Raw genomic sequence first — 15643 nt, forward strand, 5'->3', positions numbered from 1 at the left:
ATGTGGCGACTGAAAAACAGGAAAAAAGGAACGGCTGCGGCAGGAAAATCCGGGAACGGTCATGGGAAAAAGCCCCGGCCGTACCAGTTCGAGGCCCTGGAGCCGCGCCTGCTCCTTTCCGCGGATATCGTAATTCCCGTTGACGATCTCAACGCGATTGCAGGCACCCTTCCGGTGGTCGTCGAGGAGGCCGCCCCCGCCGAAACAGAAGCCGTTCAGGCCGCGGATAACCTGGATCCGGCAGCGGTGGTGGAAACCACCGGCAGTGACAAGGCAGCGGAGGCTGGCGTCAAGGTTCCGACCGCGACGACGGATGCCTCCGCCACGGACAATTCCTCTCCGGCCGCGGTCCCGACCGCCCAGGACAGCCGCTGCGAGATCATCATCGTCGATCCGTCCATTCCCGACGCCCAGTCCCTCATCGAGACCCTTCTCAAGGAGTCCGGGCAGGAATGGTCCGTGGCGTCCGTCGTGGACGACGGCCAAGACGGGACGTCAGTGGCGCCCCTCTCCGGCGGGCAAGGCGATTCCGCTTCCTCCGCTTCGGACACGACCGACAAATCCGGCATTTTTATTTACTATCTCGATTCCGACAAGGACGGCGTCCGGCAGGTAACGGACATCCTTAAGCAGTACACGAACCTCGACGCCGTGTATATCCTGTCCCATGGCGCATCCGGCGAGATCAGTCTCGGGACGACGGCGGTGCTTCAGGGAGTGCTGCAGGAGAGGGCGGCGGAAGTTGCGGCCTGGGGCGATTCCCTGAAGGACGGCGCCGATGTCCTGCTGTACGGCTGCGATGTGGCGGCAGGAGGGACCGGCATTGAGTTCGTCCGGACCCTGTCCTCGCTGACCGGCGCGGACGTGGCCGCCTCGACGGACAAGACGGGAGCGGCTGAAGCGGGCGGCGACTGGGACCTGGAATATCGGACCGGCGCAATTGAGGCGGCGGCCCTCTTTGCATCCGGAGACGGCGGGTACCGACACCTGATGCAGGACTTCGTCGGCACGACGGCCAATGAGACCCTGACGGGCACCAATTCGGGCGATAACTACATCTTCTCCGACGGCTGGGGTACCGACGTCGTCAGCGAGACCGGCGCGACCGGAACGGACACCCTGAATTTCTCCGCCGTCACGGCGGACCTCACCTTCACCATTCATGCGAACGGTACCGTCTCCGTGACGGACGGCACGAACTCCCTGAGCGGAGTCGCCAACATCGAACGGATCATCGGAGGGTCGGGGGACAACACCTTTGTCTTCGAAAACGGCGTGGTCTTCACGGGGACCATCGACGGCGGGACCGGCGGGACGAACACCCTCGACTACGCGGCCTGGACCACGTCCGTCACGGTCGACCTAGCCGGCGGGCTGGCCACGGGGACGTCGGGTGTCAGCAACATCCGGAACGTCCGGGGAGGTTCGGCCGCCGACACCCTGAAGGGCGACGGCCAGGCCAACGCATTCACCGGCGGCGCCGGGAACGACACGCTGACGGGCCGAGCCGGGGACGACACGTACCGGATCACCGACGGCGGCGGGACCGACACGATCGTCGAAGTGACCGGCGAAGGCAGCGACACCCTCGACTACTCGCTCTACACGTCGGCCGTGACGGCAAACCTGACGGCCGGGACGGCGACGGATACGGCGGGCGTCGCTTCCATCGAGAACGTGACCGGCGGGGCGGGAAACGACGTCATCGTCGGGGACGCCAACGCCAACGTCCTGTACGGCGGTGCCGGAAACGACACGATCACCGGCGGCGGCGGCGCGGACGTGCTGGGCGGCGGCACGGGCGTGAACACGCTGACCGGCGGAACCGAAGACGACACGTACATGCTGGCCGGCGGAACCGACACGATCGTCGAATACGCCGACGAAGGGAGCGATACCCTCGACTACTCGGCCTATTCCACCGGTGTAACCGTGACGCTCGGCGGGGCCGCGACGGGCGTCTCCGGGATCGTGACCAGCATCGAGAACGTGACCGGCGGTACGGGGAACGACGTCCTCACCGGCGATGACAAGGCCAATGTCCTCTCCGGCGGTGCAGGCAACGACACGCTGAGCGGCGGGGCCGATGACGATGTGCTGGCGGGCGGGGCCGGAGACGACACCTACGTATTTGCGGCGGGGGGCGGGACCGACACGATTCTCGAGAGTGCCGCCGAGGGGAGCGACACCCTGGACTACTCCGCCTACGGGTCGGCGGTGACGGTGGACCTGGGGGCCGGGACGGCGACGGCCACGGCGGGCGTCGGCAACATCGAAAACGTCATCGGCAGTACGGGGAACGACACGATCACCGGGGACGCGAACGCCAACGTCCTGGCTGGCGGCGCGGGCGACGACACGCTGTCCGGCGGGGCGGGAAACGACACGCTGTCGGGCGGTTCCGGGACGAACACCCTGTCCGGCGGCACGGATGACGACACCTATGTGCTGACGTCCGGCTCGATGAACACCATTACCGAGAACGCCGCCGAGGGGAGCGACACCGTCGACTACTCCTCCTATGCGGCAGCCGTGACCGCCACACTGGGCGGTGCGGCGACGGGCGTCTCCGGAAGCCTCGTCAACATCGAGAACCTGACCGGCGGGGCCGGGAACGACGTCCTCACCGGCGACGCCAACGCCAACATCCTGAAAGGCGGCGCCGGCAACGACATCCTCGTCGGCGGAACGGGGAACGACACCTACGCCTTCGGAAACGGCTGGGGGACGGACACCATCGTCGATTCCAGCGCGGTGACGGATACGGACGTGCTCGACTTCTCAGCCGTCTCGGCGAACCTGGCCGTTATGGTCCTGGCGAGCGGCGCCCTCTCCGTGACAAGCGGTACCAATGCCCTGAACAACGTGGCCGTTGCGGAGCGGATCGTCGGCGGGAGCGGGAACAACACCTTCACCCTGGCGGCCGGCGCGAACTTCGCGGGATCCGTCGACGGCGGCACCGGTGGGACGAACACCCTCGACTACTCCGCCTGGACCACCGACGTGATCGTGAACCTCTTCGGCGGTGCGGCGACGGGGATCGGCGGAGCCGTCAGCAACATCCGGAACGCCGCCGGCGGCTCGGGCTCCGACATGTTCATCGGCGACGCGAACGCAAACGTATTTACCGGCGGCGCGGGCGACGATTACTACTACTTCTTCGTCGACGGGGAGGCCGACACGATCGTCGAGGCCGCGGGCAGTGGCAGCGACACCCTGGACTACTCCGAATACGGCGCCTCCGTGACGGTGAACCTGGCGACCGGGATGGCGACGGATGTCGTCAACGGATTCAGCAACATCGAGAACGTGGTAGGCAGCACCGAAGCGGACACGATCACCGGCGACACCAACGCGAACTACATCGCCGGCCGGGCGGGGAACGACATCCTGGCGGGCGGCGGCGGGAACGACACCTACATCTTCAAGGACGGCTGGGGAACCGACACGATCACGGATTCCGCCGGAACGGATACCCTGGACTTCTCGGCCGTAACCTATGACCTGACCTTCACCATCCACGCCGACGGGACGGTCTCCGTCACGGACGGCACGAATACCTTGAGCCGCATTGCCGATGTCGAAAAGCTCATTGGCGGGAAGGTGGACAACACCTTTGTCTTCGAGGACGGCGCGGCCTTCGCCGGGACCATCGACGGCGGCGACGGACTCACCAACACCCTCGACTACTCGGCCTGGACCGCCGGCGTGGCGGTGAACCTGCCGGCCGGGACGGCGACGGGAACCAGCGGGGTCACCGGCATCAACAAGGTCGTCGGCGGCACCGCGAGCGACACGATCGCCATCGCCGACACCTGGGGGACCGTCACCGTCGGCGACGCCTCCGCGGCCGACACCGATGTCCTCGACCTCTCCTCCGTTTCGGCGGACCTCACGGTGACCTTCAACGCCGACGGGACCGTCTCCGTCTCCGACGGCACGAACGACCTGACCGTCACCTCCAACATCGAGCGGATCGTCGGCGGCTCCGGGAATAACACCTTCGCCTTTGAGAGCGGTGCGACCTTCGCGGGCACCATCGACGGCGGCACGGGCGGGACGAACACCCTCGACTATTCGGCCTATACGACCGCGGTATCGGTGAACCTGTCCACCGGGACGGCGACGGGCATCGGCGGCGGCGCGGCCGGCAAGTTCAGCAACATCCGGAACGTGACCGGCGGCTCCGGGGCCGACACGCTGACCGGCGATGCGAGCGCCAACGTCCTGGCCGGCGGTGCGGGCAACGACACGCTGAGCGGCGGAGCCGGCGACGACACGTATGTCTTCGCGGCGGGCGGCGGGACCGACACGATCGTGGAGGCCGCGGACAGCGGCAGCGACACCCTGGATTACTCCGCCTACACGACGGCCGTGGCGGTCAACCTGACCGCCGGGACGGCAACGGGCACCGCGGGCGTCGGTAACATCGAGAACGTGACCGGCGGGTCCGGGAACGACACCATCACAGGCGACGCCAATGCGAATATTCTGAGTGGCGGGTCCGGGAACGACACCCTGACCGGCGGGGACGGCGACGACACCTATGTCTTCGAAGACGGCTGGGGGACCGATACGGTCACCGATTCCGCAGGCACCGACGCCCTCGACTTCTCCGCCGTGACGGCCGTCTTGACACACACCCTGTCCGGGAGCGGCACCTTATCGGTGACGGACGGCACGAATGCCCTGAGCGGGATCACCGGGATGGAAAGCGTCGCCGGCGGCCAGGGGAGCGACCGCTTCGCCTTCGCCAACGCGGCGACCTTCTCCGGCACCCTCGACGGCGGGGCGGGGGCGAACACCCTCGACTACTCCTCCTACACGACGGCGGTCGTCGTCGACCTGGGGGCCGGGACGGCCCTGGCCGGCGCGGTCACCGCCACCGTCGGCAACATTCAGAACGTGATCGGCGGCTCCGGGGCCGACACGCTGACCGGCGACGCGGAGGACAACATCCTGGCCGGCGGGGCCGGAAACGACGTGCTCACCGGCGGGGCCGGGAACGACACCTACGTGATCAAGGCGGCTGGCGGGACCGACACGATCGGCGATTCCGGCGGCAGCGACACCCTGGACTACTCCGGCTATACGGGAGGATCCGTTTCCGCGAACCTGACCGCGGGGACCGCAACGGGGGTGACGAGCGGTTTCAGCGGCATCGAGAACGTCATTGGAAGCTCCGCCAACGACGCCCTGACCGGGGCGGCCGGGAACAACGTCTATTCCTTCACCAACGGCTGGGGGACCGACACCATCAGCGATCCCGGCACGACGGGCAACACCCTCGATTTCTCCGCCGTGACGGTGGACCTGACCTTCACCCTTCACACCGACGGCACGGTTTCGGTGACCGACGGCACGAACGCCCTGAACCGTATTGGGAACATCGACAAGCTGGTCGGCGGCCAGGGGAGCAACCGCTTTGTCTTCGAGGACGGCGCCGCCTTTGCCGGAATCCTCGACGGCGGCCTTCTGGGCACGAGCACCCTCGACTACTCCGCTTATACGACGGCGGTGACCGTCAACCTGGGCGCGGGAACGGCCACGGGGACGAGCGGCGTCGTCCACATGGACAACGTAACCGGCGGTGCCGAGGACGACACGATCACCGGCGACGCCGGCAACAATGTCCTGACCGGTGGCCTGGGAGACGACACCCTGGCTGGCGGGACCGGGGACGACACCTACGTGATCACCGCCACGAGCGGGACCGACACGATCACGGAGGGGAGCGATTACGACGACGGCAGCGACACCCTGGACTATACGGGCTATGCCGGCGCCGTAGCGGTGGACCTCGCGGCGGGGACGGCGACGGGAACCGACGGGATCGGCGAGATCGAGAACGTGAACCTGGGCTCCGGCAGCGAAATCCTGAGCGGGTCGACCACCGACAACACCTTCATCTTCCACAACGGCTGGGGCACGGACACGATCACCAACGCCGGCGTGATGGACTACGACACCCTCGACTTCTCGGCGGTGACGACGAACCTGGTCTTCTCCATCCTCGCCGACGGGTCCCTCACGGTGACGAGCGGCGCCAACACGCTCACCGTCGGGACCGGCATCGACAACATCATCGGCGGCCAGGGGGTCAACCATTTCGACATCGCCGCCGATTCGGTCTTCAACGGGTACATCGACGGCGGGACCGGAACGACGACCCTGGACTACTCCGCCTGGACGGAGGCCGTCGAGATCGACCTCACCGCTTACGGGCTCCGGGAAAACACCGGCGACGCCCCGGGCTCGAACGGGATCCTGAACATCGACACCATCATCGGCGGGACCTCCGGGGAAGACTCCCTGACGGGGCCCATGGCGGCCAACACCTGGACCATCACCGGGGCGAACGCGGGGACCCTCTCCAACTCCATCGGGACGATCAGTTTCACCTCCTTCGAGAACCTGACCGGCGCGGCGGACTTCGACGACCTCTTCGCCATTGCGGCCGCCGGGAGCATCAGCGGCACGATCAGCGGCAACGTCTACGGGGTGTCCAGCGGTACCGACACGGTCCGCCTCAGCGGCGGCACCTTCACCCGGGTGACCTACAGCGTGTTTTCATCGGACGCGGGACTGATCTCCCGCGACACCGACAACCTGAAATACAGGTACATGGAGGCCGTGGAGGATGCATCCACGGCGACGACGCGCGTCTTCACCTCCGCCGGGGCGACGGTCAACCTCGGCGCGACGCCCGCCGCAGGCGAGACCTGGACGGTCACGGTGGACGGCACCGCCTATAGCCACGTCGTCACGGGGGCCACCACGGCAAAGGTGACCTTCAGCGGTGCGCCGGTCGAAGGGGACGTCTGGACGGTCCGGGTGGGAGCCACGGATTACACGTATACGCTGGGGTCCGGCGAAGGCCTGAATGAGGCCGTGGCGGGCCTGGCCGCCCTGATCGACGCGGCGGACGGCTATGCGGCCGTCGCGGAGGGGAGCGTCCTTTCCGTCGTGAAGCTCGCCGGGGGCGCGATGACCGTGACGGCCGACGTCACGGACACGGCCGGCGCCGCGGCGGCCGTCGACGGAACGACGGCCCTGACCTCGACGGTGGCCCTGAGCGGCACGGTGACATTGAATGATGTCTGGTGGCTCATCGTGGACGGGGCCGGGTACAGCCACACGGTTGCCGCCGGCGACACGCTCTCGGGAATCGCCGCCGCGCTGGCGGCCCAGATCAACGCCGTCGCCGGATTCACGGCCTCCGTGGACAACGGCGTCATCGCCGTCACGAAGCTGGCCGGGGTGGAAATGAATGTCTCGACGTCCCTTCCCGCGCTCGGCTCCGCGACCATCGTGGAAACGGAGAGCCTGGAGTCGGTCGTCGCCGCGCTCGCCGCTCTGGTCGATGCCGCCGATGGCTACGCCGCCTATGTGAACGGTGACGGCGCCATCGCGATCTCGCGGCTCGACGGGACAACGCCGGGCGTGACCGTCACGGTGCCGGCCCGCGTCACCAAGAGCGTCGTCCTCGCGACCACGGGAGACGACCACATCGACCTCGACTGGGACGGCTCCAACTGGACCGTCACGAGCCTCTACGGCACCTTCGGCGACTTCACCTTCAAGGACCCGACGGGCACGCTGACCCTCAACGCCGGGGCGGGCAACGACACGATCACCGTCGGCGCGGTCGCCGAGACGGGCGAGCTGGTCATCGACGGCGGGACCGGCACGGACAGCGTTTCCCTCGAAGTCGACGCGGTCGCGGGAACGCCGAAGTCCATCACCTTCGGCGCCAGTGACGTGCGGCTCGGCGGCGCCGTCCAGTTCGCCTACGCCAACATGGAGAGCGGCAGGAACGTCATCGTCAACGCCACCAGCGGGGCGGACACGATCACGCTCGCCTCCTCCGGGGCCAATTACACGGTGAGCGCCGGGACGTTCGGCACGATCACCCTGGCCGACCCGGGGACGGGCGGCTCCCTCACGATCCGGGGCGGGGCGGGGAACGACTCGATCAGCGCCGCGGGCATCACCACCTTCGCCGCGGGCCTCCGGGTGGAGGGCGGCGACGGGACCGATTCGCTCACGCTGGGATCGGGCACCTTTGCCAACGTGGCCTTTGCCGCCGACATCGAGACGGTCACCGCCGATGCCGCCACGATCGCCGACTTCGTCTTCAACGCCCGGCCGGCCACTGCCAACCGGGTCACGGTCTCCCGGCCCGAGGCCGGCAAGATCACGATCACCGATGACTCGGACCTTGGAATCACGACCGTCGTTATCAAGGATCCCACGTCGTCCCTGACGATCAACACCGACTACAACGCCCCCTACACGACGACGGAGTACATCCACCTGCAGGCACTGGGGAACTTCAGCGCCGACCTGACCCTGGACGGCGGAAGCCTGAACAAGAACCTCGACGGGTCCGACGAGGTCGTCATCGAGGGCAGCCTGTACCTCACGGGACACACCCTGAAGGTCCAGGCCGAGACGATCACGGTCAACAGCGGCGTGACCGTCTCTACGAGCTACGGCTCCGGGCAGGCGGGGAGCATTCAGTTCGACGGGTACCACATCAACATCGGCACGAACGCCCAGCTCCTGGCGCAGGGCTCCACCACGGACACCAGCGGCGACATCTCCCTCCTGGCGGTGGACGACGACGCCCTTCTCACGCCCTTCCTGAGCATCGACCTGACGGACGTGGACGTGACCGTCGCCACGGGCGCTGAGATCCGGGGCCGGGACGTCACGATCCTCGCCACGGCGGACAGCACGAAGTTCCTCACGGCGGACGACTGGTACACGAACTACCCCGCCAACATCCTGGGCTCCCTGATCGAGGGGCTCACCAAGATCGGGGCCGGCGTCGCCGTCGCCCAGGCGGACTCGGACATCGACATCCAGACGGGGACCACGATCACGTCCCGGGACTTCACGGCTTATGCCAAGAGCGCGGTCTACCTCTCCGCGTCGCCCACCACGTTCATGGTCGGCGTGTCCCTGGGAATCGCCCTCACGGACGCCAGCACCACCATGGCCGGCAGCCTGACGGCGACCGGGGACGCCACCTTCCGCGCCACGACGGACCAGACCCTCGACATCGTCTGCGACACGACGGGCCTCAAGGGGATCGCCGGGTCGGTGGCCATCGGCGTGATCGTCTCCAACACGAATGCCGTCGTCACGGACGACGCCGTCCTGACCGTCGGCGACGACCTCTACGTGCAGGCGGACACGGCGGACGCCGTCCGCGTCATGGCGCGGTCCACCGCCGGGAAGGACGGCTCCGTGGCCGTGGCCATCGCCTTCACCTACGAGGACGGCGAGACCAACGCCTTCCTGGACGGGAAGGCGACCGTCGGCGGGGACATCGAGGTCAACGCGCTCATGGTCCAGAACTCCGTCGACGTGAAGAAGCTCTTCGTCATCCCGTCGACGTCCATTGGGACGTCCGCCTCGGCGGGGGTGGGCGACGACTCCAAGGGCGACTACCTGGACGACGCGAAATCCGGCGCTATCAGCAAGATCACAACGCCGATCAAGAACTGGGTGACCAAGAAGTGGTACGAATTCAAGAACAAGCAGCCCGACGACTCCAAGTCCACGGAGCCCTCCTACGACGTCGCCGCGGGGCTGGCCATCGCGGTGGACACGAACACGACGACGGCGCGGATCGGCGACGGAAACGCGGACCTGGACAACAAGAACGGCGAGGTCCAGGCCGCCGGCTCCGTGAAGGTCTATAGTTCGATTGCCAACGCGCCCTACGTCAGCGGCGGGGCATCCACGGAGAACAACGACGACGCGAAGATCCCCAAGGGGAGCAACAAGTTCTCCGGGGCCTTCGGCGTCACCATCGGCGTCTACGAGAACGACGCCCAGGCGTACATCAACTCGAAGGCCAAGGTGGACGCCGGGGCCGACCTGACGGTCCAGGCGGAGACTCTGACCGACTACGTCTGGTCCGGCTGGTCCAACATCGTCGAGCCCACGCTGGAGAATCCCACCTACACGACGGAGAACGCCGAGGCGGACATCACGGTGACCAACGGCGACATCGTCGAGGTGTGCTCCAACAACACCGGCGGCGGCGACGTGGGGACCTGGTACGAGTACATCGGCAACGCGCCGTCGCACGAGATCAACCTGGTCACGGAGGACTTCTCCGACACCGACCTCTGGGAGAGCATCAATCCCTACGCCCGGAAGGCCCTGGGCCTCATCACCAACCTGACGACCTACATCAACAGCGACCTGGGAACCTCCAACTGGCTGGCCAACGACTGGACCTCCGCCACGGCCTCGGGGGAGGCCCTGGCCATCGCCGGGGCGGTCACCTTCCTGGATCTGACGAACAAGGCCGGGGCGGTCATCAAGAGTGACGCCCTGATCAACCAGGAGGCCGACGCCACGCCGCTCACGGACCGGAACGTCATTGTCCAGGCGGTGAACCACAACGAAGCCGTCCACTTCATCGGCAACATCAGCCTTCCCGATCCCATCGGCATCGTGAAGGACTGGGACCGGACGAAAAGCGCCAAGGAGAACCTCAAGGAGGGCTTGGATCCCAGCGGAACGAGCGGCGACAAGGGGGCCGTCGGCGTCTCCGTGGGAATCTTCCTGTACAACGACGACGCCATCGCCCGGATCGAAGACGGGGTCCTCCTCGACGCGGACAGCCTGAACGTCAGTGCCGAGACCGTCGTCCTCGACATCACCCTCGGCGCCTCCGGCGGCAACTCGGAAAACCTAGCCATCAACGGCGTGGTCCTGGTCAACGTGGTCCAGAACCGGACCATCGCCCAGATCGCCGGCGGCGCCGTCATCGATGTCGGCTCCGGCGATGCCGGAGACGGATCCTCGGCGGTCAGCGTCAGTGCGACGGACACGTCCTACGTCATCTGCGTGGCCGGTAGCGTCGCCGTTTCGGAGGCGACGGGCATCGGCGCCTCCGTGGGCGTCAACTACGTCAGCCGCGACACCCAGGCGGTCATCGGGGATCTCGCGACGGACACCCCCACGGCCGTTGGCGACAAGGGCAGCTTCACCTCCGACGGAAACGTCAAGGTCAACGCGAAAAACGACGGCTTCATCGGGGCCTTTGCCGTCTCCGGGGCCATCGCTGCACCGAGCAACAAACCCGAGAGCCCGACGACCAAGCCGAACAATCCCGGTACCGGCGGCACCCAGGGATCCGACGGATCGTCGAAGAGCAACTCCGATCTGTCCAACTGGCAGTCCAAGTGGGGCGACCTGCTGAAGGAAGGCGTGGACAAGGGCAAGCTCTCCGGCAACATCGCCGGCACGACGAAGACGGAGACCAACCAGACGTCCCAGAACAAGTCGGGCGTAGGCGTCTCCGGGTCCGTAGCCATCAACATCGTCGACGACGACGCCCGGGCCTACGTGCTCAACACGGGCGCCTTCACAGTATCCAACGGGGTCCTCGACCTCGACGCCGCCAACAGCACGGGGGTGATCTCCCTGGCGGGCGCCGTCGCCTTCGCCAAGAGCACCGGCACCGGGTCCGCAACGGGAGTCGCCGGCGGCTTCGCCATCAGCGTCCTCTCCGGCACCACGGATGCGTATGTCGATGGGGCCGTGAGCCTCGCCACCAAGGGGCTCACGATCGACGCGGTCCGGTTCGGCTGGCTCGTCTCCCTGGCGGCGGGATTCGCCGGCGCCACGGGCAGCAAGGGAACCGGCGTCGCCGGCTCGGTGGGCGTCAACATCGGGAACTACAGCACCGAGGCGGCCCTCCGCAACATCGCCGGCACCGTTTACATCAACGGCGACGTCCTCCTCAACGCGGAAGACGAGACCTACCTGATCGCCGTCGCCGGCTCCGCCGCGTTCGGGAGCAAGGCGGGCGTCGGTGTCGCCATCGGCTTCTCCTATACCGAGAACACGATCCTCGCACAGCTCTCCCAGCTGGATGACTTCACCATCACGGGCGTCTTGAATCTCGACGCCACCGCCGACGGCCTCATCGTCGCCGTCACCGGATCGGTCGGCGTGTCCACGGGCGGATCGAACGACTCCGGCGGATACGCCGGGGCGGGGACCGTCTCCATCAACCTCCTGAAGAACACCGTGAAGTCGGAGATCCTGGACACGGTCACGGGTGCCGACAACGCGCTCGGCATCACGCTCAACGCCCAGGACGACACGGACATCTATTCCTTTGCCGGGGCCTTCGCCGCCGGCAAGAAAGCCGGCCTCGGCGCCGCCATCGCGGTGAACAGCGTGGACAACGACGTCCTGACGCTGGTCAAGGACTCGACGCTTGGGACCCTCGGGGCCTTCAACGACACGGCCAGCGAGGAGGGCACCGTCGTCACGCTGGCCGTCGCCGGGGCGGGGTCGCAGAAACTGGCCATCGCCGGCTCCGTAGCGATGAACATCTTCAACAACGTCATCGACGCCCAGGTCATCGGCAGCACGATCGTGGCGGCCGGTCTGATCCGCATGGCCGCGCAGGACAAGGAGACGAGCGTGGCCCTGGGCGGCGGTATCGCCGTGTCCACCGGACAGGGCGCGGTCGGAGCCGCCATCGGCGTCAACCTGGTCTTCAACACGGTCACGGCCAGACTGCAGACGTCCACGCTGAACTCCACCGGCTCGACCATCGACATCGAGGCCCTGGCGGAGGAAGTCCTCGTCAGCGTCACCCTCGGCGGGGCGGGGGGCGAGAAGTTCGCCCTCGGCGGGTCCATCGCGGCGAACATCGTCATGAACACCATCGAGGCCAGTGTCTACGGAGGATCGGTCCTGGATGCGAACGGTCTCGGGGCGGCAACCGGCGACATCGGCATCACCGCGAGCGACAGGACGACATCCGTCCTCGTGGCGGGCGGGTTCGCAGGCTCTTCCAAGGCCGCCGTTGGGGTCGCCGCCTCGACGACCTACATCGAAAACCAGGTCCGGGCCGTGGTCGATGGCTCGAACATCACAACCAGCGACGGCCAGGTCACCATCGAGGCCGGGGTCGGACAGCCCGCGACGGCGGCGGATCCGTCGGCAATCGGCCTCGGCACCTCCGGCGTCGAGCTGCCCACGACGAGCAGTTCCTCCGTCATCAACGTCACCGCCGGCGGGGCCGGATCGGGCAAGTTCGCCGCCGGCGTCGGCATCTCCGTCAACACGATCAACAACACGATCGAAGCAGTCGTCACGAACGGTTCGTCGATCGATTCCTACGGCTCCGTCGGCCTGTCCGCGGTCGATGCCTCCGTGATCGACGCCATCGCCTTCGGCGGGGCCGGAGCCGGGTCCATCGCCGGCGGCGGGGCCATCTCCGCCAACGTCATCACGAACAGGATCCGCACGGCCGTCGAGGACTCGACCATCCATGCCGGCGTGAACTTCGCCGGGACCCCCGGGACCACCCTGACCAACGCCAACGCGACGGTCACGCTGGGAGCCACCTCCTCCTCGATCATCCGGGCCCTCGGCATCGGCGTCTCCGGCGGGGGCGACGTCGCGATTTCCGTGACCGCCCTGGGGAACGCCGTCGCCAACGACGTGACCTCGACCATCAGCGGATCGACCATCATGGCCGGCGGGGACGTGGCCCTTTCCTCCTCCGACATCGCCCCGGGCATCCTGCCCTCCTGGATGCTCCCGGCGGACAAGCAGGCCCAGCTGGACGACGCGCTGGACGGGTCGCCCCTGGAGCCGGAGGCGAACATCCTGGCCATCATGGTCAGCGTGGCCGGCTCCGGAAAAGTGGCCGTCGGCGTCTCCCTCATGGGCAACGTCGTGAACAACGAGGTCCGGACGAAGATCGACGACTCGACGGTCCTGGCGGGAGTGAATGCGCAGACGGCGGCGACCCTGAATTCCAATGCGAACGTCCGGCTGACGTCCCTGTCGGACGCCGCCATCATGGCGATCACCGTGGGCGTCGGCGCCTCCGGGCAGGTGGCCGTCCAGGCGACCGGTTTCGGGAACGTGATCGCCAACTCCATCGAGTCCTCGATCATCGGCGGATCCATTGTCCGGACCGGCGGCCTCGTGGACCTGACGGCGACGGACCAGTCGCAGATCACCTCCTTCGGGCTCAGCATCGCCGCCTCCGGCAACGCCGCCATTTCGGCCATCGTCGGGGCCAACGTGATCACCAACTCGGTGACGGCACAGATCTCCGGCTCAACGGTCTCCAGCGGGTCGACCCTCAACATCGACGCACAGAACAAGGCGACCATCTTCAGCTTCGCCGGCGGCGTGGCCGCCTCGGGCTCGGTGGCGGTCCAGGTGACCATCGCGGCGAACGTGGTGGCCAACACCACGGAGGCGTCGATCAACGACAAGGTCTTCGACGACAGCGGCCGGGTGATCGACGGCTCCGCTTCGGCGTCGACTGTGACGGCGGGCGGAAACGTCACCATCTCGGCCACCGACACGTCGAGCATCGACGCCCTGGCCTTCGGCGTCGCCGGTTCGGGTGCCGTATCCGTCGGCGTGGCCCTGGGGGCGAACGTCATCACGAACACCATCCTGGCCGGCATCGACGGGTCCACGCTGACCGCGGCCGCCGCCGCGGGCGTGGGGCTGTCCGCGAAGTCGTCCGCCGTCATCCGGACGGTGGCCGTCGGGGTCTCCGCCTCGGGGACCGTGGCCGTGCAGGTGACGGCCATGGGGAACGTCATCGCCAACGACGTGACGGCCGTGATCAGCGATTCCACCGTGATGGCCGGGAAAGACGTGACCGTGAAGGCCGAGGACGTTGCGCCCAGCCTGATCCCGTCCTGGATCGTTCCCGCGGACCGGGCGGACGAGCTCAACGACAACCTCGCCGGCTCCCCCGTCGACCTCGACGGGAACATCCTGGCCATCATGGTCAGCGTGGCCGCCAGCGGCACCGTGGCGGTCAATGCATCCTTCATGGGGAACGTCATCACGAACGACGTCCAGGCGACCATCGACCATTCGACGGTCACCACCACCAATGGCGGCAAGATCGATCTCGACGCCGACTCGGGCGCCGGGATCATCGCGCTGACCGTCGGCGTGGCCGGCTCGGGCGTCGTGGCGGTGAACGCCACGGGGTATGGCAACTGGATCCAGAACACGGTGGACGCCTCCATCCGGAACGGATCGAACGTCCACTCCGCCGGCCTCATGGAGCTGACGGCGGACGACGACTCCAGCGTCCGGTCGCTGGCGGTCAGCGTCGCCGGGACGGGCGCCGTGGCCGTGGGGGCCCTCATCGGCGTGAACGTGATCACCAACACGGTGACGGCGGAGATTTCCGGATCGACCGCCGCGAGCGATTCGACCCTGAACCTCGCCGCCGGGAGCACCTCCGGCATCATGGCGCTGACGGCCGGCGTGGCCGCCTCGGGCGCGGTCTCGGTCCTGGTTTCCTTCTCGGGCAATGTCATCACGAACACGACCCGGGCGGCCGTCACCTCCGGGTCGAACGTGGACGCGGCGGGTGCCGTGAGCATCTCGGCGAAGGACACCTCCGTCGTTGATGCCCTGTCCTTCGGTGTCTCCGGGACGGGAGGCGTCGCGGTGGGGGTGGCGATCTCCACGAACGTCATCGCGAACACCATCGAGACGGCCGTCTCCGGTTCGACCCTGGACGCGACGGCGGGAGGGATCGACCTGACCTCCGAGTCGTCCGCCGTCATCCGCGCCCTGGCCATCGGCGTGTCCGGATCCGGCGGGG

Annotated in this window: 1 protein-coding gene (only partly in view); it reads left to right on the forward strand. The window is 67.5% G+C overall.

What is annotated here, in order from left to right; all coding sequences use genetic code 11:
* Window positions 1–15643, forward strand: partial view of a DUF4347 domain-containing protein gene (locus HPY65_05475; GenBank protein ID NPU83919.1) — the 5' portion only. It continues 16730 nt past the right edge of the window; the window shows 15643 of its 32373 coding nt (coding positions 1–15643); it begins with the start codon at window positions 1–3; the stop codon falls past the right edge of the window.

This window comes from Syntrophaceae bacterium, from assembly GCA_013177825.1.
GTDB lineage: Bacteria > Desulfobacterota > Syntrophia > Syntrophales > PHBD01 > PHBD01.